The 24,265-nt window shown below is 60.1% G+C and carries 22 protein-coding genes; 10 read left to right on the top strand and 12 right to left on the bottom strand.

The features are described from left to right. Position 1: 1 nt before the first annotated feature. Positions 2–547, bottom strand: a complete 546-nt coding sequence (locus INT40_RS13550) for a TetR/AcrR family transcriptional regulator (protein WP_101573321.1) — start codon at positions 545–547, stop codon at positions 2–4. A gap of 99 nt (positions 548–646) precedes the next feature. Between INT40_RS13550 and INT40_RS13545 the strand changes: the two genes are divergently transcribed. Both INT40_RS13545 and INT40_RS13540 read left to right on the top strand, forming a co-directional pair. After that, positions 647–1,603, top strand: coding sequence for a universal stress protein (locus INT40_RS13545; RefSeq protein ID WP_180959008.1), 957 nt, complete (start codon positions 647–649; stop codon positions 1,601–1,603). Positions 1,604–1,771: 168 nt separating this feature from the next. Further along, on the top strand, positions 1,772–2,710 hold the full coding sequence (locus INT40_RS13540; protein ID WP_101573317.1) for a universal stress protein: 939 nt from the start codon (positions 1,772–1,774) through the stop codon (positions 2,708–2,710). A 125-nt stretch (positions 2,711–2,835) separates the two neighbouring features. On the opposite strand, the gene INT40_RS13535 is transcribed toward INT40_RS13540, so the two are convergent. From INT40_RS13535 to INT40_RS13515, 5 genes are all read right to left on the bottom strand, one after another. Next, on the bottom strand, positions 2,836–4,464 hold the full coding sequence (locus INT40_RS13535) for an APC family permease (protein ID WP_101573315.1): 1,629 nt from the start codon (positions 4,462–4,464) through the stop codon (positions 2,836–2,838). A 279-nt stretch (positions 4,465–4,743) separates the two neighbouring features. After that, positions 4,744–6,015, bottom strand: a complete 1,272-nt coding sequence (locus INT40_RS13530) for an MFS transporter (RefSeq protein ID WP_193096260.1) — start codon at positions 6,013–6,015, stop codon at positions 4,744–4,746. Between the two features lie 106 nt (positions 6,016–6,121). After that, positions 6,122–6,955, bottom strand: coding sequence for an ABC transporter ATP-binding protein (locus tag INT40_RS13525; protein WP_101573311.1), 834 nt, complete (start codon positions 6,953–6,955; stop codon positions 6,122–6,124). Further along, a complete protein-coding gene (locus tag INT40_RS13520; RefSeq protein ID WP_101573309.1) occupies positions 6,948–7,811 on the bottom strand; it encodes an ABC transporter permease in 864 nt (287 codons plus the stop codon). The genes INT40_RS13525 and INT40_RS13520 overlap by 8 nt, the downstream gene beginning before the upstream one ends. Positions 7,812–7,882: 71 nt before the next feature. Further along, complete coding sequence (locus INT40_RS13515; protein ID WP_193096259.1) at positions 7,883–9,088, bottom strand: FAD-dependent oxidoreductase; 1,206 nt, start codon at positions 9,086–9,088, stop codon at positions 7,883–7,885. Positions 9,089–9,164: 76 nt separating this feature from the next. Here INT40_RS13515 and INT40_RS13510 point away from each other — a divergent pair, with 76 nt between their 5' ends. Beyond that, positions 9,165–9,491, top strand: a complete 327-nt coding sequence (locus tag INT40_RS13510; protein WP_193096258.1) for a rhodanese-like domain-containing protein — start codon at positions 9,165–9,167, stop codon at positions 9,489–9,491. A gap of 32 nt (positions 9,492–9,523) precedes the next feature. On the opposite strand, the gene INT40_RS13505 is transcribed toward INT40_RS13510, so the two are convergent. Beyond that, a complete protein-coding gene (locus tag INT40_RS13505) occupies positions 9,524–11,161 on the bottom strand; it encodes an MFS transporter (RefSeq protein WP_226831321.1) in 1,638 nt (545 codons plus the stop codon). Between the two features lie 11 nt (positions 11,162–11,172). Continuing rightward, the gene (locus tag INT40_RS13500; protein ID WP_193096257.1) at positions 11,173–12,033 is read right to left on the bottom strand and encodes a glutaminase; all 861 of its coding nucleotides are present in this window, start codon (positions 12,031–12,033) and stop codon (positions 11,173–11,175) included. A gap of 186 nt (positions 12,034–12,219) precedes the next feature. On the opposite strand from INT40_RS13500, the gene pgm reads away from it, so the two are divergent. Further along, positions 12,220–13,860, top strand: coding sequence for a phosphoglucomutase (alpha-D-glucose-1,6-bisphosphate-dependent) (pgm, locus tag INT40_RS13495; protein WP_193071385.1), 1,641 nt, complete (start codon positions 12,220–12,222; stop codon positions 13,858–13,860). A 33-nt stretch (positions 13,861–13,893) separates the two neighbouring features. On the opposite strand, the gene fdxA is transcribed toward pgm, so the two are convergent. After that, positions 13,894–14,226: a ferredoxin gene (fdxA, locus tag INT40_RS13490; RefSeq protein ID WP_101573299.1), complete on the bottom strand. Its 333-nt coding sequence runs from the start codon at positions 14,224–14,226 to the stop codon at positions 13,894–13,896. A gap of 500 nt (positions 14,227–14,726) precedes the next feature. On the opposite strand from fdxA, the gene INT40_RS13485 reads away from it, so the two are divergent. Beyond that, the gene (locus tag INT40_RS13485) at positions 14,727–15,179 is read left to right on the top strand and encodes a hypothetical protein (RefSeq protein ID WP_193096256.1); all 453 of its coding nucleotides are present in this window, start codon (positions 14,727–14,729) and stop codon (positions 15,177–15,179) included. A gap of 413 nt (positions 15,180–15,592) precedes the next feature. Here the strand turns inward: INT40_RS13485 and INT40_RS13480 are convergent, their stop codons facing one another. The 3 genes from INT40_RS13480 to INT40_RS13470 form a co-directional block, all read right to left on the bottom strand. Then, positions 15,593–17,515 (bottom strand): RNA-directed DNA polymerase, encoded by a 1,923-nt coding sequence (locus INT40_RS13480; protein ID WP_193096255.1) that lies wholly within the window; start codon positions 17,513–17,515, stop codon positions 15,593–15,595. A gap of 200 nt (positions 17,516–17,715) precedes the next feature. After that, positions 17,716–19,149, bottom strand: a complete 1,434-nt coding sequence (locus INT40_RS13475) for an RNA-directed DNA polymerase (protein ID WP_193096254.1) — start codon at positions 19,147–19,149, stop codon at positions 17,716–17,718. 128 nt (positions 19,150–19,277) lie between these two features. Further along, positions 19,278–20,324, bottom strand: coding sequence for an LCP family protein (locus INT40_RS13470; protein WP_193096253.1), 1,047 nt, complete (start codon positions 20,322–20,324; stop codon positions 19,278–19,280). 180 nt (positions 20,325–20,504) lie between these two features. On the opposite strand from INT40_RS13470, the gene INT40_RS13465 reads away from it, so the two are divergent. The 5 genes from INT40_RS13465 (at position 20,505) to INT40_RS13445 (ending at position 24,250) form a co-directional block, all read left to right on the top strand. Continuing rightward, positions 20,505–21,743 carry an MFS transporter gene (locus INT40_RS13465; protein ID WP_193096252.1) on the top strand — a complete coding sequence of 413 codons (1,239 nt, stop codon included), beginning with the start codon at positions 20,505–20,507 and terminating at the stop codon, positions 21,741–21,743. Positions 21,744–21,890: 147 nt separating this feature from the next. Then, the gene (locus INT40_RS13460; RefSeq protein ID WP_101573291.1) at positions 21,891–22,100 is read left to right on the top strand and encodes a helix-turn-helix transcriptional regulator; all 210 of its coding nucleotides are present in this window, start codon (positions 21,891–21,893) and stop codon (positions 22,098–22,100) included. Next, positions 22,097–22,663, top strand: a complete 567-nt coding sequence (locus INT40_RS13455) for a hypothetical protein (RefSeq protein WP_101573289.1) — start codon at positions 22,097–22,099, stop codon at positions 22,661–22,663. Before INT40_RS13460 ends, INT40_RS13455 begins: the two co-directional genes overlap by 4 nt. Before the next feature lie 139 nt (positions 22,664–22,802). Further along, entirely contained in the window at positions 22,803–23,000 is a 198-nt protein-coding gene (locus INT40_RS13450) for a ferredoxin (RefSeq protein WP_101573287.1), read from the top strand. Then, positions 22,997–24,250: an NAD(P)/FAD-dependent oxidoreductase gene (locus INT40_RS13445; RefSeq protein WP_193096251.1), complete on the top strand. Its 1,254-nt coding sequence runs from the start codon at positions 22,997–22,999 to the stop codon at positions 24,248–24,250. The genes INT40_RS13450 and INT40_RS13445 overlap by 4 nt, the downstream gene beginning before the upstream one ends. The last annotated feature ends 15 nt before the right edge of the window (positions 24,251–24,265 follow it).

Below are 24,265 nucleotides of genomic sequence, written 5' to 3'. Positions count from 1 at the left end.
GTCAGCGCCCACCCAACACATTCAGTGCATGGTTGATGACGATGTCGAGCTCGGGCTGACCATGCTCAGCCCAATCGAGCAGAGCGGTGCTGAGCCCACAGATCACCGCGGCCGCTGCGATCTTGGCCGCAGAGCGATCGACCTCCCGGCTCATCAGCGCCTCGGCGATGGCGTCGATGGTGGCCGCGCTGCTGCGCTCGAGCGCACCAGTCATCGAGGTCGCCTCGGTGATGATCGTCAGCCGCGTCCGCAGGTCGTCGACATCCGGGACTTCAACAGCATTCCACGCCTGCCGGATCCCTTCCGTGACCGCGCGCATCGGCGACTCCATTTCGGGACGGGTCCGCACCGCTTCAGCGATTCGCGGGTCGAAAGGATCTTCCAGCAGCAGTGCCTCCTTCGATCGAAAGTGCCGAAACAGAGTCATCTCACTCACCCCTGCCCGCTTCGCGATCTGGGCCGTGCCGGTCTGGTCGAAGCCATCCTCGGCGAACAGCTCCAGGGCCGCCTGCCGCAGGTCTGCATGAGTTCGCTGCCAACGGTTCATCCTTTAATGTTAGTCACTAACATTTATTTGGCAAGAGTCCCGAGGCGCCAGTCTCGGGCACCAGCCTCAGCCACCGCATGCCTGGCGTACGGTGAAGGTATGAATTCCCTCTTCACACTCCCGCCCGCGGACATCCTGGTCGGAGTCGACGGTTCGGACAACGGCCGCGAGGCGTTCGCGACGGCGATGGCGATCGCGAAGGAGCACCACTGCTCGATCCGGGTTGTGGGCGCCTACAGCGTCCCCGTGATTCCGCGTCGGCACGCTCCGACGATCAGCGACGACCGCCATCGCAGCATCGGCCGCACGACTCAGGAGATGCTCGAAGAGCATGCCGCAGAAGCGCGACGGGCCGGAGTCGACGCCTCCGCTCAAGCCATCGAGGGAGATGCGGGAGAGGTCCTGACCGAAGCCAGTCGCTACTCGCAATTAGCCGTCGTGGGCAAGCGTGGCCGCAACCGTCTGGCCAGTCGCCTGCTGGGCACGGTCTCAGGCGACCTCGCTGCGCGGGCGTATTGCCCAGTCCTCGTGGTCCCGCTGCGAAACACCGATACCGACGAACAGTCTCCCGCGCCTGCGGGCCTCGAAGCATCGACGCCGACCGGCCAGCGCAGCGAATCGGATTTCATCCACGAGGTCATTGCGGGAATCGACGTGGACACTTCGGCTATCACGGTCGCAGACACGGCCGCTCGCGCCGCCGAGCTGAGCGGACACCGGCTCGTTCTCCTCTCTGCCGTTCCCACGGAGGCGAGCCCTTCGGGTCAGCGCAGAACAGATGACCAGGCCACGGCTCATGCCAGGCACGCCGACCACCTGGAGGAAGTGGCAGCAGAAGTCACCCGGCGCCACACCGGACTGGCCGTTCGCCGCCACCTCCCGGAGGGCTCGGCGGCGACCGTGCTCTCGGAGGCCACGCGCACAGCAGCGCTGGTCGTTCTGGGCAGCCGCGGCCGGGGTGGCCTGACCAGTCTGCTTCTGGGCTCGGTGAGTCGAAGTGTGCTCAACCAGATGGCAGCACCCGTTCTCATCGTCCCGAACACGACGGCGCAATAGGCACTCTGCGCGCCGGCTGCAATCCGCCAAGCATTTCCCCGGTATTCTGCTCTCCCCACAATTCTACATAACGTAGAAAACCTTGCTATGCTGGGTGATAGCGACAGCGGTTTCGCCACGGGGTTGCCGCCGTCGTTCGAATCTGGGAAACCCCCTGGGAGGTTCGTGATGTACGACGACGTAAATGCCACCGACTCGACAGTCCGCGATCATGGGGTCCTGGTCGGTTTCGACGGATCCGAACATGCCAAGGCGGCCCTGCGATTTGGGGCGAACGAAGCCCTCCGCCGGAAGACCAGACTGACCGTTGTCACCGTCTACGCGGTACCGGTGCCGATCTATCCCAATATAGCCTCGCTCCCGCCGGAGCCGGAGGATCAAGCCAGGCGGAAGATCGCCGAGGCCACGCTCGAAGTGGCCAAGGGAGACCTCAGCGACTACGCGGGCGAAGTCGTGTTCGGTGTCGCCGAGGGCAACCCCACCGGCACCCTCGTCGAACTGTCCGAGCAGGCCCAGCTGATCATCGTCGGCGCTCGTGGTCGCGACAGGTTCGTCGGACGCGTCCTCGGTTCAGTCGCGTCCGCCCTGCCTGCCCACGCTCACTGCCCGACGATCGTGCTCCCGGGAACCGACTCGGCCGAGTACGCGAGCCGCGCCGAGGAGGAGACGACCGCTCCGGTCATCGCCGCCGTCGACGGTTCGGCCCAGAGCTTCGCGGTCGTCAAACAGGCGGCACAGGCTGCCGAAAAGAACACCGCGCCTCTCAAGCTGCTCATGATCATGCCTCAGCTCGAGGACTGGCTGTACTGGTATCCCGACCTTCAAGTTCACCAGGAGTCGCGCCAGAAACGCCGAGCCGAATTCGAGACGAAGATCAGGTCCGACTTCTCGTGGCTTTTCGATGATCATCCGAACCTCGACATCTCCATCGACGTCGAGATCGGCCACCCCGAGGACGTCATCAGCGACTGGACCGCGAAGGCAGCGTTGACCGTGGTCGGCAACAGGGGCCGCGGTGCGGTGCGCAGTGCTCTGCTCGGTTCCGTCTCCCGCGGCGTGCTCAACACCGCACGGGGCCCAGTGATGATCGTTCCTCGCCAGTCATAACCGGACACGTCAGGTCGATGCGCACCGACCAATGGGTGCGCATCGACCTGACAGGCTCGCGGGTCGAGATCACGGTGTGCATCGACCTGACGGGGGTGTGACCGGTCTAGTCGATGCGCTGCCGATCAGTCGATGTCCGGCAGCTCCTGATCGACCTGCCGGGTGTTCTCGACGTTCTTGACGACCTCTCGGGGCGACAGACGCGTCGCCACGCCGACAGCGAAGACGATGACGGTCATGATCAGGCAGGCCAGCTCGCCCCATCCGAAGGTGAGCACGCCCAGGCTGCCCTCACCGTAGGTGCCGAGGAAGCTCAGCACAGCGAGGCCACCGATCCACAGCAGCATCCACCAACCCGACTTGAACTGCAGCGGCGGGATCTTGCTGCGGTCACTGAAGGCGTAGTGCAGTCCGAGGACGACGTAGCCCAGTGCCATCGCGATGAACAGCTTCCAGTTCGTGTCCCAGCCGGTCCAGAAGACGATGAGGTTGGCGGCGAGGAATCCTAGGAAGGGCAGTGTGTCACCACCCGGGAGACGGAACGGCCTTTCCTGATCCGGCAGCTGACGTCGCAGCGCGGCGACCGTGACCGGGCCGCTGCCGAACGAGATGACGGTGCCGGAGGTGATGAACCCGACCATCTTCGCCCACGATGGGAACGGGAAGAACAGGAAGCAGGCCACGATGAACGTCACCAGCAGACCGATCCAGGGAATCCCCCGCTTGCTCAGCTTCGTCAGCCCCGACGGAGCGTTGCCGACTCGAGCCTGCGAATACGACAGGCGGGGGCTGAGCGCGGTGAAGATCAGACCGGTGTCGGCCGGAGACACGACAGCGTCGATGTAGAGGATGACGGCCAGCCACATTGCGCCGAGCATGATCGCGATCTCCGCCCACGGGCCTGCCGAGTTCGAGAACGACAATCCGCCCCAGCCGTCCTTGAGCAGCTCGGTGGGGACGGCGCCGATGAAGGCGACCTGCAGGAGGATGTAGATGATGGCGGTGAGAACGATCGAACCGATCACGGCGAAGGGCACATTCTTCTGCGGGTTCTTCGTCTCCCCGGCGAATTCCACGCCCTGGCGGAAACCCAGGTAAGAGAAGACGATGCCTGCCGCCGGCAGGGAGGCAAAGACCGGGGCGAGTCCGTTGGGAGCGAAACCGCCGAATTCGGCCATGTGGAAGTGGCCCGGGTTGAATGCGAGAATCGCAAGTCCCACGAACACCAGGACGATGACAGCGAGCTTCCACCACACGAGCACGTTGTTGAACTGAGCGAAGAACTTCACGCCGAACATGTTGATGACGCAGAAGACTGCGACCATGACGATGCTGACGAGGATGCCCGGTCCGGTGAGGACGAGCACCCCTTCCTTGGTCTCCATCAGCCAGGGCATATAACTCGAGGCGTATTGGACGGCTGCGAGCACTTCGATGCCGACGGTGCCGGCCGCTGCCAGCCAGGTGATCCAACCGCTGGTGTAGCTGGCGAAGGATCCGAAAGCGTAGTGCGGATAGCGGACGACTCCGCCGGCGACGGGGAACATGACGCCGAGCTCCGAATAGTTCAGTGCCACGAAGATGATGAGAATGGCGCCGATGGCCCAGGACAGGATCGCTGCCGGACCCGCCATGCTGGCTGCGTCGAAGGCGCCGAAGAGCCAGCCTGATCCGATGATCGATCCGACGCCGGTGAAGAGCAGACCGGTTTTCCCGATATCGCGTTTGAGTCCTTTGTCGTGGACGACTGTCACGCTCGTGTGCGAGCCAGATGACAGTGGATTTCGTGAGGGCACCGTCGCCTCCCGTGATTGTGATGGCAGTTTTCCGGGGCCAGTTTTCCGCTGTCGGTCTGTGATGTCAATTACAAATGGGACTCATCGTCGGAGGTCAGGAAGCCAAACGCCCCGGACACGGATTTTCCGTGTCCGGGGTCGAATGGTGGAACGTTTCGGGTCACTATGTGAAGTCTGTGGCAAACCAACCACGGTTCGCCACGTTCATGCGGGATGGTCGGGCCACCTCGGCGAGGGTCAGCGCTGTTTATACACCCTCCGGGCGATGATGACGCCGACGAGTGAGAGCAGGGACAGGGCCGCGTAGTAGAAGCCGGGTACGGTCAGTTCTCCGGTGGCGCTGAGCAGTGCGGTGAGGATGAGCGGGGCGAAGCCGCCGAAGATCGCCACACCGAGGCTGTAGGCAATCGTCATGCCGGAGCTGCGCACCTGGACGGGGAAGAGTTCGGACAGCAGCGCGGGCATCGGACCGAAGTAGAAGACCATGAACAGGCCGACGATCGCCTCGCACACGGTCAGGATCGCGATCGAGGGATGGTTCGTGAGCAGGATGAACATCGGCCACGCAACGATGATGCCGACGATGGTCGTCGGGATCATCACGGTCGTCGCGCCCACCTTGTCGGCGAGCTTCCCGGCGAATGGGGAACCGATGAGGGTGATGACACCGGCGACGACGGCACCGGGGAACGCCGCCCACGGTTCGAGCCCGAGGTTGCCGACGGCGAACTGGGGCAGGAACGTAATGAGGTAGACCGAGATCGTGGCCATCGCGATGATGAGGAACGCCGCAATAAGGCGGCCGAAATGCTCACCGAGGAGGGTCCGCAGCGGGTTGTCGATCTTCACTGAGGCCTTGAACTCAGGAGTGTCTTCCATCTTCGAGCGGATGTACCAGCCGACGGGGCCGATGAGCAGGCCGATCGCAAATGCCACGCGCCAGCCCCAGGAGTGGAGTGCCTCTTCGCTCAGGGTCGAGCTGAAGATCCAGGAGATGCCGGCGGCGAGGAACATCGAGATGCCCTGGGTCGCGGTCTGGAAGGAGGCGTAGAAGGCCTTGCCGTGTTTGGCGTTCTCGGTGAGGAAGGCGGTGGCGGACCCGAACTCGCCGCCCGCGGAGATGCCCTGGATGATGCGGGCGATGATGAGGCCGATCGCGGCCCACACGCCGATGACCGACTCACCGGGCAGGACGACGATGATGAAGACGCCGAGCGTCATCAGACCGATCGTCAGCGACAGGGCCGACTTGCGGCCGTGTTTGTCGGAGTAGCGGCCGATGATGACGGCACCGAGGGGGCGGACGACGAACGTGATCGCGAACGTCGCCCAGGTCATCAGTTGTGCCGACAGGCCTTCGCCGGGGTAGAACACCGCGGTGATGGAGGTCGCCATGAACCCGAAGAGGATGATGTCGTACCACTCGAGGGCGTTGCCCAATCCGGCCGCGAGGACGGCCTTGCGTGCCCGGGCCTTTTCCGCGCGAGTTTCGACGGTGTTCTGTGTCATTGCATGCCTCTTCTAGTTGGCGACGGGTCTCTGTCCGACGCCTGGTCAGTACTCAGGTAGTGAGTCTAATCGCATGCTTGAGACGGAGAGGCTGCTGTCCGTCACACTAGCCCTGCTCCGCTTCCTTCTCCTTCTCCGCCTTGTTGAAGTCCTGATATTCCTTGATGATGTCGGCGGCCGGGCCGTCTGCACGCAGAACGCCCTTTTCGATCCACAGAGCACGGTTGCAGGTGTCTTTGATCGTGCGCATCGAGTGCGAGACCAGGAAGACCGTACCGGCATTCTCGCGGATCGAACGGATCCGCCCCTCTGAACGGTCGCGGAACTTCTTGTCACCGACGTTGAGCGCCTCATCGACGATGAGGATCTCGTGCTGGACAGAAGTCGCGATGGCGAACTTCAGGCGCTGAGACATCCCGGAGGAATAGGTGCGCATCGGCAGGTCGATGAAGTCCTCGAGTCCGGTGAATTCGACGATGTCATCGAACTTCTCCTCCACCTCTTCGCGGGTGAGGCCCAGGGCCAGGGAGCCGAGCATGATATTGCGGGCACCGGAAAGATCAGGGATCAGTGCTGCACCGACACCGAGGAGGTTCGGCCTCGAGCTTGCGTAGATCGTCCCCTCCGAAGTCGGCGTGAGACCCGTGATCGATCGCATCAGAGTGGATTTGCCGGAACCGTTGCTGCCGATGACACCGATGGATTCGTTCTTGTGCGCAACGAAGCTGACACCCTTGAGTGCATGGACTTCCTGGAGGCCGCGCTGGCGATCGAGCAGACCTCCCCCACCACCGAGCTTGAGCTTCTTGCCCGTGGCCATCGTCTTATAGCGGACGTGGACGTCATCGCAGACAACGACCGGAGGGTTGTTCTTCGTGGTCTCCGGGAGACCGCCGGTGTCGTATGTTTCCTGCTCGCTCTGTTCGCTCTGCTCACTCATCGCGACCGTACCTTTCCTCGGCCTGCCAGAAGAAGACGAAGCCGATGATGAAGATGCCGAAGGCCCAGATTGCGAGGTGCCAGAAGTAGTCATAGGGAACATCGCGGCCCACCATGAGGATGCCGCGGGCAATCGCGAGCACGTTGTTCAGCGGCTGCCAGTCCGCAAACACCTGCCAAGCGGGGTCGGGGTTGATCTTCGCCACCATGACCTTGAGGTCGAAGAAGACACCGGAGGTGTAGAAGATCATGCGGGAGATGAAGGGGATGACTTGGCTGAGGTCCCTGAAGTGGACGGTGATGCGGGCGAAGATGAAGGCCACACCCTGGTTGAAGATCCAGAACAGGATGACCAGGGGAATGAAGAGGAACCAATCCCAGGCCGGTCGGGCCCCAAACATCATCGCCAGGATCATCATGAAGATCAACGTGGGGATGAAGTTGAGCAGGTTCTGAAACACCTTGGAAATGGGCAGAACGATGCGTGGGAACGGCAGGGACTGTACAAGAGACGCGTTGCCGATGATCGACTTCGCACCGCCGTTCATCGAGGTGTTGAAGAACTCGAGGACGAAGACGCCGATGACGACGAAGGGAGCGAAATCATCGGGGCGCGCTGTCGCTCCCTGCATAATGACGCCGAAGACCGTGCCGTAGATCAGAGCCGAGAATGCCGGCCGCAGCAGCACCCAGAGCATGCCGAGACGGTTGCGCTCGTTCTCGGACTGCATCCGGTACTTGGCGAGGGTATAGGTGAAGTCGCTGCGAGTGATGAGCTGTTTGATGTACTGGGGCAGTGACGGCCGCCCGCCGACTCTTTCGAGCCCGTGCTCCTCAGCTATCTTAGCCATATCCATGTACAGAAGTTTCTCTCGTCGGCGGCTGGGGGTCGATCACAGGAAGTCTACGTGATGAGGGTAGCCGATTCTCACAGTCGGCTGTGAGCCTTGAAGTCGAAATCCGGGTCCTCGATCTGGGCTCGAGTCGGAATGTTGTTACCTGCCAGTACCCGACGCGCAGCGGCCTGCATCGGAGGCCAGTTGAGTGTCTCGACGCCGATGAGCGCCGCGTCTGGGTTCGATCCATCGAAGTGGAAGACCTGGAATTTCTTGCCGCTGGGATCGTGCCTGATGACCGTGTCAGTGGCATCGGGGCTGGTCAGACCGGCAGTGAAGACCTTTTCGGGGCCCTGGAAACTCCAGTGCCAGGGGATATCTGACCAGGGTTGAGCTGTGTCACTGTCGTCGGTACTCAGCAGTTCGGCGAGGTATTTTCCGTGGCTCTCGGCCACGGGTTCACATGCCCACGGATGGTCCAGGGCGAAGGGCCCGTCGGTGATCTGCGCGCAATCACCTGCCGCCCAGACTCCGGCGTGAGATGTTGCCAACTTCTCATTCACTTCCCACGCCTCGGCGGGTCGGAACCCATCGATGGGAATCAGGGTGGGGCGGGCGCCGACGCTGGTGACAAACAGGTTGTGAGTGTTCGCGGGAATTTCATCTGGACTGCTCGTGTGGGCCACAAACCTCACGCCGGCTGCTGTGTGGGCATCGAACAGCGCCGAGCGCACAGGTGCAGAGAGCTGTTTGCGCAGGGGTTCATCGCCGCGCAGGTAGACGGTCGCCTCATGACCAGCCGCGACCGCCGAGGTGGCGACCTCCATACCTAAGTATCCGGAGCCGAGGACGCCGACGTTGAGCGCCTCGTCCGTCGTGGCCACCTGCTCGCGGATCCACTCGGCCTCGGACAGGTTGTACACAGGCAGGGCATCCGGGTAGCCGGGGATCTCCGGACGATTCGCCTCCATGCCTGTGGCCAGGATGGCGTGAGTGAAGTCCAGGGTCTCCCCCGACGACAGATGAACGGTGCCGGTGTACTGGGACCTCGCGGTCGCCTCGGCGAGGGTGATCTCTGTTGCCTTGTCACGAACAAACGTGACGAGCTCACTGGATTCGAGATGGAAGGGCAGGTGGTACCTGGAATCGTCGAAGAGGTGCTTCGACAGTGGGGGCCGTTCGCTGGTCTCCCCGGCGGCGGGGTCGATGAGGGTGACCGCCTGGCCGCGTTCGCTGAGCTCCCGGGCGGCAGTGGTTCCGGCCAGCCCTGCACCGATGATGACGATCTTCTTTGCCATGTCTCCATGCTATGCCCGGTGGGAAAGACCCCAGGGACGGGTGCAAGCCGTTCGTGCCCGTGTTTAGACTGGGGCCATGGATGAAGAATCAGTCTCCGTGACAGAAATCCCAGAAGGCGCTGCCATCATCGACGTCCGTGAGGATGACGAGTGGGAAGCCGGGCACATCGACGGCGCACTGCATGTGCCGCTGGGCGATCTGCCGACCCGACTCGACGACCTTCCTCTCGATGACGATATGTACATCATCTGCCGCACCGGCGGTCGCTCTCACCGCGCTGTGGCCTGGCTGACGAACAACGGCTTCGACGCCTTCAACGTCACTGGCGGCATGGGGTCCTGGAACCTCGACCACGGCAAGCCGATCGTATCTGAGACCGGCGAGGAGCCGTGGGTGAAGTAAGCCCGCTTCTCTCAGGCTTACATCTCTCAGACCTACTTCCCTGAGGAGTGATCTGCCGGAGCGGGGATCTCGTCGGGACGGTATTTGGGCAGGCGTGAAGCCGGCAGGGCCGCGATCAGGCTGATGCCGGCGAGGATGAGGAATCCGATCTTCAGGGTGCGCAGACGCTGGTCGGCGTTGAGTTCGACGGCCTGTTCGATCTGAGCCGGCGTCGCCGTGGTCTCGACGAGGACGTCTTCGAGTTCGTCGTTGCTGATGAAGTTGACGTTGTCGAGGTCGACCTGGGCGACGAGGTCTTCCGGCAGCTCGGGATGATCATCAGCTGCACTCACGATTCCCGCACTCAGCACGGTCACCAGCACGGCCCCCATCATCGCTGTGCCCACCGCCGAGGCGAGGTTCTGGGCGGTGCCGCGAATAGAGCCGACGTCGCCGGCCAGATGCTTCGGTGCGGCGGTGACGAGGACATTGAAGACGAGGGTGACGAGAGCTCCTTGGCCGATGCCGAAGACAATGAGGCCGAGGATCGTCGGCAGCGTCTCCCAGTTGTTCGTAACCACGAAGGCCAACCACACGAGCGCCACCGTGGTCAGCGCGAAGGAGAACAGGGCGATCGTGCGCGGTGAGTAGCGTTTGTAGAAGCGGACGATCAAGGTCGCTGTGACGAACACCGTGAGGTTGAACGGAAGCATCGCCAGGGACGTGTCGAAGGGAGTTCGCCCCTGGACCACCTGGATGTAGGTGGGAACGGTGAAGTTCACCGCCGCCTCCATCGCAACAATGACGAACATCGCGTACACGGCGGCACGCTCCGTGGGGCTGGCGAGGACACTGATGTCGACCAGCGGCACCTTGCCGTTGGCGATGCGTCTGCGCGTCCACATAAAAAAGGCCTGTCCGAGGACGACTCCGACGATGACGAAGACCGGTGCCGGGGAGAGGCCTGCGGTGGAGAACGGGGCGCCGTCCTCAGCGCGGATGATGCCCCAGGCGTTGAGATTGTTGAATCCCATGGTCAGCAGCACGATCGCAGAGCCGATGAGCACCGAGGCGACGATGTCGATGCGGATCGTGGGATCACCCTTGTCCGAGTGCAGTTTGAAGCTCAGCGCGAAGACGATGGCGGCCAGGCCGAGGGTGATGAGGAAGATCGGCCGCCACCCGACCAGGGTGCCCAAGGTGCCGCCGATGAGGAAGGCGCTCATTCCCGAGAATGCGCGGGCCGATCCCAGCGAACCCACAGCTGCGGCCTGCTGCGATCCCCGGTAGTTCTCTGCGATGAGTGCCACCAGAGCCGGAACGATGATGGCGGCAGCGGCACCAGCAAGAAACTGCCCACCGATCACCCACGCGACCGTGCGCGAGAAGATCATCAGCAGTGACGATACGGCGAAGATGATGAGCACGAACCGGAAGATGATGACCCAGCCGATGCGCTGGCCCAGTTTCGCACCCGTCATGACAAGGGCCGCCACGGCGAGGCCGTAGACGACGATCGTCGATGAGGCGACTGTGGGTGCCACCCCGAAGTCCTCAACCATCCCACCCAGAGAGATGGGGAGGGCTGAAACATTGAAGGACATGAGCACCTGGGCGAGGAAGAGCCCGATCATGGGTGTCCAGGATGCACGAACCTCAGCGTGGTCGGTCGGTTCGGCCGGGACAGTCATAGTGATTCCTTTCAGCGTTGACGTGGTGCGGGTGCTGGGGTGGAGGCGAAGAGATTGAGACCCAAGGCCCTGGAGAGGTCGAAGCAGGCCCGCTGGCTGCGGACGCTGTTGCCGGCGGAGTCGAGCCGGGGAGAGAACGTGCCGAGCGCACCCTTGCCCGGAGCGATGGCGACGATTCCGCCCGCGACTCCCGATTTGGCCGGCAGACCGATCTCGAAGAGCCATTCACCGCTGTTCTCATACATTCCGCACGAAGCCAGCAATGCGAGGGTGTCACGGGCCACCTCGGCGGAGACCACGCGTTCGCCGGTCACCGGGTTCACTCCCCCGTCTGCCAGAGTCGAACCCATCACCGCGAGATCGTGTGCGCTCACCGACAGTGAACACTGGCGGGTGTAGATGTCGACGCTGTCCAGAGGATCAGTGATGATCCTCCCGTAGCTCTCGAGCAGTCGGGCGATCGCCCCGGCATTGACCATCGAATTCATCGGATGCCCATCATTGAGTTCGATGGCCATCACAGAGTTGAAGGGCAGTCCCGTGTTGTTGACCCCGATGCGCTCATGCACGAATTCGTGACTGCGGGCCTGGCAGACCAGGGCGAAGACGAATGCCTTCGAGATCGACTGAATCGAGAAGGTCAGGTCGATGTCGCCTGCCTCATGGGCACGGCCGGAGATATCGATGAAGCTGAGGCCGAACCATGTGGGATCCGCCTCGGCGAGGATGGGGATGTAGTCGGCGATCTCTCCGTCGTCGAGGTCACGGTAACGGCGATGAGCCTCGGCGAGGATCCGTGCCGTCGCAGAATGGGCGGGCAGTTCACCGGCGAAGGCACGCTGCTGGGGTTCAGTGGTGTCGCCTTCGAACACTGCCGATCTCCTCGTCGAGAGCAGGGATTGTTGTTCTAATTTGCTGATTTCAGCCTAATCTCCCGCAGGTGCCCTGGATAGGTGCCGACAGCGAATTTCCGGCGACGTTGGACACTCGCCGTCCACGATGCAAGAACTGGAGGCTCAGAACTGTGTGCATCGGTTCGGGTTTGGCATTGTAGAAGTATGACTACTCGCGCCGGCCAGCTGGCCCAGGATAGGGATCTCGTCGATATCCCCGCACTGCTTGACTCGTACTACGACCTCGTTCCCGACTCCTCAGTGCCAGCGCAGGCCGTGAGCTTCGGAACCTCGGGGCACCGCGGCTCGAGCTTCAACCGTGCCTTCAACGAAGCCCACATCGCAGCGATCACCGCCGCCATCGTCGACTTCCGTAAGAAGCAGGGCATCCACGGGCCGATCTTCTTAGGCCGTGACACCCACGCGCTGAGCGAACCCGCAATCCTCACCGTCCTCGAGGTCCTCGCCGCCGCGGAGGTGCCTGTGCTCATCGATGAGCGTGATGGCTTCACCCCCACCCCGGTGCTCTCCCACGCGATCCTCGGGTTCAATGCCGGGAAGACCGCAACGGATGCCCAAGCCGATGGCATCATCGTGACACCCAGCCACAACCCGCCCTCCGACGGCGGCATCAAGTACAACCCGCCCCACGGCGGTCCGGCAGGCTCCGAGACGACGACCTGGATCGCCGAGCGTGCGAACTCCTACCTTGGGGCCGGGTGGGAGAAGATCCCGCGCACCGGTTTCCAGCGGGCCTTCCACCTGGAGAACACAGAGAACTTCGACTTCATCGCCAACTACACCGAAGACCTCGAGTCGGTCATCGACCTCGACGTGATCCGCGGCTCCGATATCCATATCGGCGCCGACCCGCTGGGCGGTGCAAGCGTCGACTACTGGGCCGCGATCGCCGAGGACTTCGACCTCAACCTCACCGTCGTTCACCCCGAGATCGATCCCGCCTGGTCGTTCATGACTCTGGACTGGGACGAGAACATCCGTATGGACTGCTCCTCGCCCTACGCCATGGCGGGGCTCATCGCCTCCCGCAATGACTTCGATATCGCCACGGGCAATGACGCCGATGCCGACCGTCATGGCATCGTCACCCCAGATGCCGGGCTGATGAACCCCAACCACTATCTGGCGACCGCGATCGACTACCTGCTCGACAACCGGCCCGAATGGTCCACCAGCGCAGGCATCGGCAAGACACTGGTCACCTCGTCGATCGTTGACCGCATTGTGTCGGCACATGGTCGCCAGCTGTTCGAAGTACCTGTCGGGTTCAAATGGTTCGTCCCCGGACTCCTCGACTCGACGCTGGCCTTCGGCGGCGAAGAATCCGCAGGAGCATCATTCCTGCGCCGCAACGGCAAGGTCTGGTCAACGGACAAGGACGGCATCATCATGGCTCTCCTGGCCGCCGAGATGACGGCGAAGACCGGACAGACCCCGTCCCAGCGCTATGCAGGACTGGCCGCGAACTTCGGCACCAGCGCCTACGCCCGCCAGGATGCCCCGGCCACCCGGGAGCAGAAGGCGACACTGGGATCACTCGACGCCTCCCAGGTGAAGGCGAAGACCGTCGGCGGTGAACCGGTGACCTCAACACTCACCTCGGCGCCGGGAAACAACGCACCCATCGGCGGGCTCAAGGTCACGACCGAGAACGCCTGGTTCGCGGTGCGCCCCTCCGGCACGGAAGACGTGTACAAGATCTATGCCGAGTCGCTGCGCGATGAGGACCACCTGCGGGCCGTCCAGCACGATGCGCGGACCTTAGTGGATAGGGTGCTGGAGTAGGTCGGGGCGAAGGGACTCCCCGTGGCCGGCCGGTTACAGCTCGACGTCCTGGTTCTGGGGCGGCAAGGCGGCGATGGCCGAGTGGTCTCGGCCGGTGTTTCCCAGGCCTGCCGCGCCTCCCGGTGAACCGAGTTCGTCGAAGAACTCGACGTTGTAGGTGTAGTAGTCCGCCCACTCCTCGGGGACATCGTCTTCATAAAAGATTGCTTCGACGGGGCAGACCGGTTCACAAGCCCCGCAGTCGATGCACTCGTCGGGATGGATGTAGAGACTGCGTTCGCCTTCGTAGATGCAGTCGACAGGACATTCGTCGACACACGACTTGTCCTTGACGTCAATGCACGGCTGCGCGATCACGTAGGTCATTCGGGCCTCCGCTCTCTGCTCGGATCGTCCACTTCCTCTGAGTGACGAATGGGATGAACCTCAGGGCCCACTCTAGGCCTTCGAACCCAGTCTTCATATGGCCCAGATCACGTCCGAGGAGAATGCAGAACCACCTCGGCGAGGTCCGGTCACAATCGGGTTTCACTGTGCGGACGAAAACGTCGCAAACCGCGCTCTGCAACAACCGTGTGTCACCGTCTGGTCGAATCCGCCGAGCACTCGTTCGCACCGCGTCACCAGGCAAGAGTCGTTGCCGTATGCGCCCCGTTGGCTCCGCGCACCTCGGCGACCGCCGCAGGACTGCAAACAAGTCGTCTCCTGGCTGTGACCCTCTCCGAGTTTCCTCTCAGACACTGTGGTCCTGGCTTCAAGTGCGGGCGCAATACTGGTCGGCGTCGATGATGTGTCACCTGCCCGGTGACCGCACTCAGCAAAGACATCATTCAGCGACGACATCTCGAAGAAGAAGGATCGATGACATGAAGACCACCATTCGCAATCGCGCAGCAGCCCTGGCCATCGCCGGTATTGCCAGCCTGGCCGGAGTCGGACTCGCCAGCGGACCCGCCCTGGCGGCCCCGGCACCCGCCGCAGCCACCAGCGCGGACGCAGAGCCGCAGTCCGTCCACTACCCGACGGACACCAACATCTATGCCGATGAGCTCGTGCGAGCTTGGGGTGCCGACAATACGGAGCGGGTCGAAGGATTCGCCACGCCGCAGGTCGTCAAGGCCCTGAACAAACACGGGAATGAGCATGGGACTCATTGGGTCAAGACTGGTGTAGACGGTGCTGCTGGGACCATCTATTCGGACTATCAGAACACCGTCACTGGAGAGACCATGTCCGTCGGAGTCGCGAACGAACAAGTGTCGAACGGCGGGGAATGGGGCTCACCCCACGGAGTCCACAACATCGCGTTCGGCAATTGACCTGAAGTCACCCTGCTCGGGTGCAGCGAACCCCGCCTCTGGAAGCCCAGGGGCGGAGTTCGTCGTGTGCACGGATGGGCAGGGCCAACTCGGCGACAAAAACCACTCACCGACGAGTGCAAGGTCGCGCCTATGACCTAGACGTTTCTAGTGGGCCAACCACGCATAGACACCGTGTAAATCGACCACCCAAACACTTTGTGTGACGAACGCGCGCAGCGGGGGCCTCAAATAGCAGGGCAGACCCGAACGTTTGGCTCGCACCGTACTAGTACGGGCCAAACGCAAGGTAGGAGTTCCCGATACCGCCCGAAAACTCCCAGTTTCATTGTGTGGGTCTGACCAACAGCCCCAGAGGGACCACCCCCTGATGCAATCTGAAATACCGAGGCACCAGATTCGCACGACCGCAGTCAGTATATGAACTGAGGCTCCTTCTCGTAAAGTTGTTCATCAAAATCCTCGTCTGACCACACAAATGCACCGATATCTGAACCAGACATGCCGTCACCCTGGCGCGCAACTTCGTCAACGAGACAACGACGCAAAAAACGACGAGCAGATCGCTCTGTCAAGTCAGCTGTGCCAAGACTCTTCCTGACGGACGCAACCACCCAGGCTTTATTCAATAGTTCAAATTTAACATCTACGCTAATATATGGACATTCGATCAACGCTAATAGAAGTAATTCTTGTGAAGCATGGTTCTTCAACTGTCCCGCTGGCAGGTACTGCGAACCAAACAATAGATCAGTAAACTTCCCACAGGTACTCATTAGTCGAGACACATTGTCGCTCGAAGCGCGACTATCGGTGAGAAAATATTTCATCGTCGACAACAGCAGAAACACCCCCGCCTGGTTCGCCTTTGCCGAATCATTTGCAGACAGATGCCTGTCCAAGACGTCACATATATCGGATAGAATACGATTTCCCGATGAGAGTCGCACCTGGCTCGCCGACGCAAGTGACAGAAAGTGGCAAACCTCGATCTCGGTATCTTCAGCTGCCACTAGACGTCTTATTGCGCGCGCAACCGCGAAATGCAATGACTCCAACGACTCAAATTCCAGCATGGCCCGATGCCTTCCAGACAACCCGACGCACAGTTCGGAAGCCCTCCGGATGTCCCGCAAAGTACGAACGATCTTCATCGAAGACGATACTGAAGGGTTCGACAAATACTGATAGAGCATGCTGTGAGCAAATCCCCAAACATAAGAAAACAGCTCTCTCGCTTGGTCGTACTCTCCACATTTAGCAGCGCGCTTACGTAAAAACTTCCGCAAACGTCGCTCTATCTGCGTCAGCGCCGCACCGACGGCCTGAGCATCGTTATCGGAACTAATTGCCGTCGATCTAAGATGTACGCTTATCTCCCGAATATCGTATCCAGGCAGGGCACCCTCGTACGGTAAAGACAACTTCAGAAACACCTTCAAAGAAGCTTTTCGCTCAGAGATCCTGGTAGTGAACGGGGTCAGATAATCTTGAGTCTTACTTTGGTTTAGCGAAAAACCGCCCTCCGTCAAGACATCTTTAATCACGGACGCCACAGCATCCACGGTATGGAGATCATCAGAGAATATGAAAAAATCATCCACATATCGCAGTATTTCATAATCGGCTGAAGTAAATTTTTTCCGATGCAGGCGCTGGTGAATAACCAAATCCATTTTCTGGAAAATAATTTCCGCAAAGACTCTCGACGATTCCGGCCCAACACAAATACCATGAGTTTCACCCCAGTTGGCACATTGCATAACCTTGTCGAATATTCGGCCCACGTCCGCCTTCGGGAACTCTGGCAGCTTGCCCAAATGTGCCTTGCTGTGAGCATCGGTACTCGTAGCCCAAGCAAACGAATGAGTATAGATGCTTCCAAAACAGTTGGAAACGTCTAGACGTCGCAGATTCTTCCAATGAGCCTCCAACGCATGCCAACGCTTGGAATCGTAGAATTCTCCGATGAATGCGTACTTCTCATAGGCAAAAAAAGAGTTGTAGGTGCCAAGGCTTCGACCACGTGTCTCAATAGATACTTCACGGGTCGAATCTGGGACCTTGAACTTCGATTTCAGATGCTTGCCCGGGGACGTTGGGCGAGATGGAAAACGGAGCGAGGATCTGCTTCGGCTTCCGAAATAGAGCAACGAATCCTTTTGATTTCCATACACAAGCGCGATGGCAACCTGCGACCCGAGAGCCAGCAGTTCCAGACGACGGGTCTGCAATCTATTGCGCCGAACAAGGAATGAGGCTGGAGCGCGCCACTTTCTGGCCAAGGCCTCGCCGTCTAACGCCACGGGCCTTTCGCAATCGTCGCTCGCGAACATCGGGAGGCCATCCGAGTCAGCAATTAGCGCGATCAACAAAAGGTCTTTTCTACTGCGAGCAAGGACTCCGATTTGGAACCCGTTAAGTCGCACCATCCTCGAGTCAAACCACTGGTACAACCAGGGTCTGCCAACTTCAAGTGGGAGCTCAAACGGCATACATTCAGTTGCCAACGCTCTCAGCCGCGACGCTCCACCTCTCAAGAGTTCCAAAGTAGCCTCCTGCTCTCCCGACGGATCGTGTCATCTAAGTGGGGCATGGCAGGTGACTTCATGACGTCTTCATACGAACACGGCACATCGAAATATCGACGCAACTTCTCCACCTTGGCCACTGGCTTCTGGCAGCACCCGCACTCTATCGAATTAGGCGCTCCACAAATGACACTCGTGACCACTTGGCCAATAGTTCCGTTAATGCGGTTGACAAATTTTTTAATATTCTCGCCCGGCCGCTCTGAATCGATGATATATTTGGCACTATAAGCGAGCCCCGATACAATCCTCAGCGAATCGGCGTCCCCGCTCGAATAGTGAGGGAATACCAGATATTCGTATGCATCCAAGAACTTGCGGACACCTTGCTCATCATTCCAGCAAAGACTATTCTGAGCGAAACTTTTCAGACGGTCTACGGCAGTGACATACCGCGTGAGTTTAGCATACGAAATGTCGATGGTCTCTAGTTGTCTCGTGTCGGCAGAAAATCGAAACTGATACCCTAGATAGTCAAATCTACTTATTGCACGTGCTGCGTTGTCCGAATGCGAGATTATTACCGACTTGGATTCATTGCGTGACAAATTGAGTCTATTTAGAAGTTCATCAACATAACGAACAATCGATTCCGCCGAATCGCCATCAGATATTATTAATATGTCGTCGACGTACCTCACGTACAGGATCACGTTTGGATGTTGCTTGAGTCGGTCGTCTAACGACTCCATGTAAATTTCTGAAAGCATAGAAGACGACGGAACCCCTTGAGGGATCCCGCTCTTACGGCGATATATTCGCTCGTACGCATCTAGTATTGCGCCTACATGACGAAGAGCGAACTGTGGCACACCAGAGTGGGAACTCAATTTTCGCTGGAGTAGCTCATGATCTATTGTCTTGAAAAATTCGCGTATATCAATTTTTACGATCGATCTTGTTGCTTCTTTACTACCCGCTGTCATTCTCAACGCGTTCAGAACGTTTTGTATAATATGATCCCGTCCGCGGCTTCGAATCCTATAAGAACTTGCGAGCGTTTGTGAAACGAAGCGGTCAAAAAGAGTAATTGTGGGCCTGCGCTTGTTTAGGGTAGTTATTTCCCTACCCTCGTACGTGGATTTAGACAGGCGTATAGTTGAAGGCTGATTTAGAATATAATCCGTAACGTTCTCAGCTTGTTGCTCGAAATAGGATTCCTCAATAACTTTCTTTTGCTCGAGCACCCGTCTCAGTTCGGCATTCAGTCGTTCTTTCGAGTTTCCTTCGTCCAGCAGCGCGAGTCGGCCTCGTAGATTCCTAATAACATCGTTAAGTTCGTTGGTCAGAACAGCATGCTCGGGTAAGACGTTCTTTTTACGCTGCTGCTTGAAGAAGATCCGCTTTATATCCGCCGAGGTCGGCAACGCTGCTTTCATCGTTGGCCTTCAGGTGCGTTCCTGAAGTCCGTTGATTCAGACTGATACATAAACAGTGGCCTTTCTGCTTTGAATTTCCACTTCGCATGCAAATTTCAGGTAGATCCGGTGGGGTCATACTATTTCGTTTACAGGTGGGACTCCGGGGCGTTCTGCACGTAGTCCTCGAGGGTGTCGTTCTTGTACGCGTCCTGGACCTTCTTCAGTTCCTCTTCATCGACATTGACGATCGACTGACCGTCGCTCGAGGTGCCGACGCCAGCGGTCGGGGAGGTGAAGAACTCGATGTCGCCGGGGCGGACGTCGCGCATGCCGAAGGCTGTCGCGGAGATGTACTGGGCGTCGAGTCTGGAGTCGACGTACATGTACGGGGCGAAGTTCTTGACCATATCCTGGATCTTCTTCGGGTTCGACAGGGTGTCGGCGGAGATGATCTCACTGGTCAGACCCCTGATGAAGGCCTGCTGGTTACGAGCGCGCTGGAAGTCGCCGTCCTTGAAGGACTTGCGTTCGCGCACAAAGGTCAGTGCCTCGTCACCGTCGAGGACGTTCTCTCCCCTCGTGAAGGTGTAGCCGTTCTTCTCAAACGACTGCTCCGAGTTCACGCTCACCCCGCCGAGGCTGTCGGTCAATGCCTTGAAGCCTTCGAAGTCGATGATCGCCACGTGGTCGAGGTCCGTGCCGATGAAGTCCGACACCGTGGATACGGCCAGCGGCAGACCACCGTAGGAGAGCGCAGAGTTGATCTTGGCCTTGCCGTGGCCTTCGATGTCGACCCAGCTGTCACGCGGGATCGACATGACCTGGACCTTCGATCCGTTCTCGGGCAGGTGCATGACCATGATTGTGTCCGAGCGCAGTCCGCGGGAGTCGTTGACGTCGACCTGGTCCATCGGCTCATCGGAGCCCAGCAGCAGAATGTTCGTGCCGCCGTCTTCCTTGTCATCGGCACGCTTGGTGCCGAAGACCTGCTCGTCGGTGAGCTTGTTCGCGTTGTTGTCATAGGACCGGCCGACGTTCCATAGGTACAGCCCCACGCCGAGCACGCCGAGGATGACGATCACGAGGATGACGACGAGGACCTTGCGCCACACCTTTTTCTTCTTGCGGCGGGGGCGCTGCGGTCGTTCGTCCTGGCTGTCGAAGAGATCATCGAAACTGCTGTTGTCCGTCATCGGCACTCCGGGTTTCAGTCAATGCGGCGGGAACGCCGGCGGGGAGAAGATACAATCTCGGCAATTATATAGCTTTTGTTACATTCTTCTTGACACCTTGCACGCCGAGGTGACTCGACTCACCGGTAACAACGCCGTATTCGTATGGTGAGGGCTTGGTTCGCTGGGTAGACTTTTCTGGTGTTCAACAACTATCGGGAAATTCTGTCTCTTCCCGGTGCTCTCAAGTTCTCCTTGGCCGGTCTTGTTGCACGTATGCCCATCGCAGTTCTGGGCCTGGGAATCGTTCTGTTCATCCAGGGCGTCAGCGGCTCCTATGGTCTGGCAGGCATCGTTGCCGCCGTGTACATGATCATCCAAGCGCTTGCCGGGCCCGGGATCGCGCGTCTTGTCGACCGTCGCGGTCAAGCTGCTGTCATGGTGCCCATCGTCATCACGCACCTCGTGTCGCTCTCGCTGCTCATCGTCTGCGTCTACGCCGACTGGTGGGTGGGACTCATCTTCGTCTTCGCCGGCATCGGCGGTGCCACCGTCGGCTCCGTCGGGTCGCTGGTGCGTTCCCGCTGGTCACACATCGTGGATTCGCCGAAGAAGCTGCAGACTGCATTCTCGTGGGAATCCGTGGCCGATGAGCTGCTCTTCGTCACCGGCCCCGTCATCGCCACAGTGCTCGCCACCGCTGTGTTCCCACCGGCAGGCATCATACTCTCGATGCTCACCGCCGGGATCGGCTCGGCCCTGCTCTACGTGCAGAAGTCGACCGAACCCCCACCGATCGAACGCACCACAGAGGCCAGGGGCCATGTATTCTCCAACCCGGGCATCTTCACGATCATCATCGTCAACGTGTTCCTCGGGGTGAACTTCGGCGCCATCGACGTCATCGCTGTGGCCTTCGCCGACGAGCAGGGAGTGAAGTCCCTGGCCGGCATCCTGCTCAGCGCCTTCGCCCTGGGCTCACTCATCGCCGGCGCACTCTATGGGTCGCGAAACTGGAATTCAGCCACCCATCATCGCTTCGGCATCACCGTGTCCCTCCTTGCGCTCGGCGCCTGCTCGATGATGCTGGCACAAGGCATGATCTCCTACACGATCATCCTGTTCCTCGTCGGCTTCACGATCGCCCCGAGCCTCATCGGCGCGAACTCAGTGATCGAACAGCTCGCACCACCTCGGCGCCTGACCGAGGCGTTCGCCTGGCTGGGCACCTCACTGGGCTTTGGCGTCGCCTTCGGATCGGCGATTGCCGGCAACATCATCGACGCGGCAAATGCCAAGACCGCGATGCTGCTGCCCGCCGGGTGCGCCATCGTCGGTGCGCTGCTGGCGCTGAGCCTGCTCAAGCTGCTCAACCCGAAACGCTCAAGTCACGAGGTGCGGGTCAACCGTCCAGGACGACAGGTGCGCATCGAGGGGTAGTGCGCGCTGGGTTCGGACAGCAGGTTGCGGCTGCACCGCAAACCCTTCTCCAGCGCGAAACACCTTCCGAATGTCAATGATCTTTGACACACCTATGTCAACAATGCTTTACTTTCGATGTAAAGAATCTTTGACATAGGGAGTGGGATGGAAGTTCAGACCTCGAACCTCAAACACGTCCGCAAGTCGGTCGGTCTCACTCAGGCTCAACTGGCCCAGCTCACCGGCGTATCGCGGCAGACGATCATCGCCACCGAACGTGGCGACTATGCTCCCAGCGTGTACCTGGCGCTGCGGATCGCCCGGACCCTGGAGACCAGCGTGGAAGAGATCTTCGCGCTGAAGGAGGAATCATGAATAACAGCAACGCGAGCAAACCCCGTCCCAATGCATTCGCCGACAGAATCACCGGTCTCGACGATCCCTCGATGGGTGATGAACGGGAACGTGATGTCATCCTCCGCGCCTATACATTCGGCTCTGTCGTCTCGACACACGTCTTCTTCGCCCTCGCCGTGCTCTTCGCCGTCATCGGCGCTGGCCTCTGGACCATCCCTTTGGTCCTTGGAACCGGAGTGGCCGGTCTCGCAGTGCCCGCATACTGCAAACGTGAGGGTGTCGATTTTACTCTGGCGGTCTCGCGGGCAGCCAATAAACGGATCGTTGTCTCCTACGCCGTATCAGCAGTATTCACCGCTGCTTGGGTGGCCGCAATCGCCTTCCAGCAGACCACCGGCCACCCCCTGATCGATGTCGGTCTTGGGTCACCGCTGGTTGGAGCCAGCAACGGCTCGTTTGTCACCGGCGCGATTATCGGCATAGTCATCGCCCTCACCGCATTCGCCGTCTTAAGACACCGCAAGCTCAAACGAGCGCGCCTCGAGGAGGAGAGCGCGGCAGATATCGAAGACGAGGAGTGAGCGAAGACTGCATGAAGAGTGAACAAAGAGGCGCGGGAAGTCGCGGCACCTATAATGTGAGTGATGCTTCTCCCCCAAATCAGTCGCTTGACAAATCAGTCGCTTGACGAATAGTTGACGGTCAACGTAGGAGGATCTGTTGAGAATCGAACTGGACCAAGACGCGTGCATCGGGGCTGGAAACTGCGTCATCACAGCCCCGGACTTATTCGACCAGCGGGATGATGACGGAGTGGCTTTTCTGCTTGAGGAGAATCCCTCTCCCGAACAGGAGAGCTCCGCCAAGGAGGCGGAAGCACTGTGTCCTGCCGCCGCAATCCGCATTCACAAAAAGTGACGAGAGTCGTTTCAGCGAAGAAGGTCGTCATTGTCGGTGCCGGCCCCGCCGGAATCGCGGCCGCCGATGCACTGCGGGCTCAAGGCCACACCGGAGAGATCCTGATCTTCGGTGAGGAACGCCATATGCCCTACGACAGACCACCACTGTCCAAACAGATATTGGCCGGTACCTGGTTGCCCGAAAAGGCCGAGCTGCGCACCGGTGAACTGCTGGCCGATGCCGATGTGACGCTGCGCCTCTGCACCAGAGTCGCCTCAGCAGATGTCGCAGCCCATCAGCTCACCCTCCAATCCGGCGAGCAGATCGCGTATGACGCTTTGATCATCGCCACTGGAGTCACCGCACGAGAGCTGCCGTTCGGACACCATCTCGACGGTGTCCACGTGATGCGCACTCTTGACGACGCTCTGACTCTGCAAGCCGATTTGGAGACGGCCCAACGACTCGCAGTCATCGGCGCAGGATTCCTCGGCGCAGAAGTCGCCGCCGTCGCTCGCTCGCTGGGCAAAGAGGTCACGTTGATCGATCCTCTCGAACTGCCGATGCAGAATGTGGTCGGCGACGAGATCGGATCCATGATCGCCGAGCTGCATCGCCACCATGGAGTCAAGCTTGAACTCGGACATGGCGTCAGCTCCATCGAGGAAGGCATGGGCCAGGCCACCGGAGTCACACTCGACGACGGAAGAACGGTATCTGCGGATGCGATTCTCGTCGCCGTGGGAGCCCGGCCTGCCGTTGATTGGCTGCGGTCAAGCTCGGTTCCCCTGACCGCGTCGAATGAGCCCGGCGCCGGTGGTGTGCGCTGTGATGCGAGTGGATGCGCCACCGATGATGTCTGGGCCATCGGCGACGTGGCTGCATGGTGGGATCCCACACAGGAACGCCACGTGCGCGTGGAGCATCGGCAGACCGCGAATGAGCACGCTCTCTCCTGCGTACGCGACATCCTGGAACTCACGCCGACCTCGGCGAAGTCTGTCCCGTACTTCTGGTCCGACCAGTACGATCTCAAACTGCGCAGCTTCGGCTTCCCCTCCCGTGACAGCGGATTTCACGTGGTCGAGGGAAATCTTGAGGACCACCGATTCGTTGCCGCCTACACAGACGAATCAGGTCGCATCGTCGGCACAATCGGGTCCGGAATGTTCAAAGCGATGAATTGGTGGCGGTTGCAGATCCTTGACCGCCGTCCCCTCGGCGACGCCCTCCGCGACAGACAGATCACCAAGCGATCTGTCGAATAGTCCACGGAGAACTCC

The organism is Brevibacterium sp. FME17 (assembly GCF_014897515.1).
Classification (GTDB): domain Bacteria; phylum Actinomycetota; class Actinomycetes; order Actinomycetales; family Brevibacteriaceae; genus Brevibacterium.
This window is presented reverse-complemented; position numbering and strand designations above follow the sequence as displayed.

Coding starts and splice junctions, on each gene's coding strand:
- INT40_RS13550 (WP_101573321.1), bottom strand. CDS start 547: ATGAACCGTTGGCAGCGAACTCATGCAGACCTGCGGCAGGCGGCCCTG.
- INT40_RS13545 (WP_180959008.1), top strand. CDS start 647: ATGAATTCCCTCTTCACACTCCCGCCCGCGGACATCCTGGTCGGAGTC.
- INT40_RS13540 (WP_101573317.1), top strand. CDS start 1,772: ATGTACGACGACGTAAATGCCACCGACTCGACAGTCCGCGATCATGGG.
- INT40_RS13530 (WP_193096260.1), bottom strand. CDS start 6,015: ATGACACAGAACACCGTCGAAACTCGCGCGGAAAAGGCCCGGGCACGC.
- INT40_RS13525 (WP_101573311.1), bottom strand. CDS start 6,955: ATGAGTGAGCAGAGCGAACAGAGCGAGCAGGAAACATACGACACCGGC.
- INT40_RS13520 (WP_101573309.1), bottom strand. CDS start 7,811: ATGGATATGGCTAAGATAGCTGAGGAGCACGGGCTCGAAAGAGTCGGC.
- INT40_RS13515 (WP_193096259.1), bottom strand. CDS start 9,088: ATGGCAAAGAAGATCGTCATCATCGGTGCAGGGCTGGCCGGAACCACT.
- INT40_RS13510 (WP_193096258.1), top strand. CDS start 9,165: ATGGATGAAGAATCAGTCTCCGTGACAGAAATCCCAGAAGGCGCTGCC.
- INT40_RS13505 (WP_226831321.1), bottom strand. CDS start 11,161: ATGACTGTCCCGGCCGAACCGACCGACCACGCTGAGGTTCGTGCATCC.
- pgm (WP_193071385.1), top strand. CDS start 12,220: ATGACTACTCGCGCCGGCCAGCTGGCCCAGGATAGGGATCTCGTCGAT.
- fdxA (WP_101573299.1), bottom strand. CDS start 14,226: ATGACCTACGTGATCGCGCAGCCGTGCATTGACGTCAAGGACAAGTCG.
- INT40_RS13485 (WP_193096256.1), top strand. CDS start 14,727: ATGAAGACCACCATTCGCAATCGCGCAGCAGCCCTGGCCATCGCCGGT.
- INT40_RS13480 (WP_193096255.1), bottom strand. CDS start 17,515: ATGTTCGCGAGCGACGATTGCGAAAGGCCCGTGGCGTTAGACGGCGAG.
- INT40_RS13475 (WP_193096254.1), bottom strand. CDS start 19,149: ATGAAAGCAGCGTTGCCGACCTCGGCGGATATAAAGCGGATCTTCTTC.
- INT40_RS13470 (WP_193096253.1), bottom strand. CDS start 20,324: ATGACGGACAACAGCAGTTTCGATGATCTCTTCGACAGCCAGGACGAA.
- INT40_RS13460 (WP_101573291.1), top strand. CDS start 21,891: ATGGAAGTTCAGACCTCGAACCTCAAACACGTCCGCAAGTCGGTCGGT.
- INT40_RS13455 (WP_101573289.1), top strand. CDS start 22,097: ATGAATAACAGCAACGCGAGCAAACCCCGTCCCAATGCATTCGCCGAC.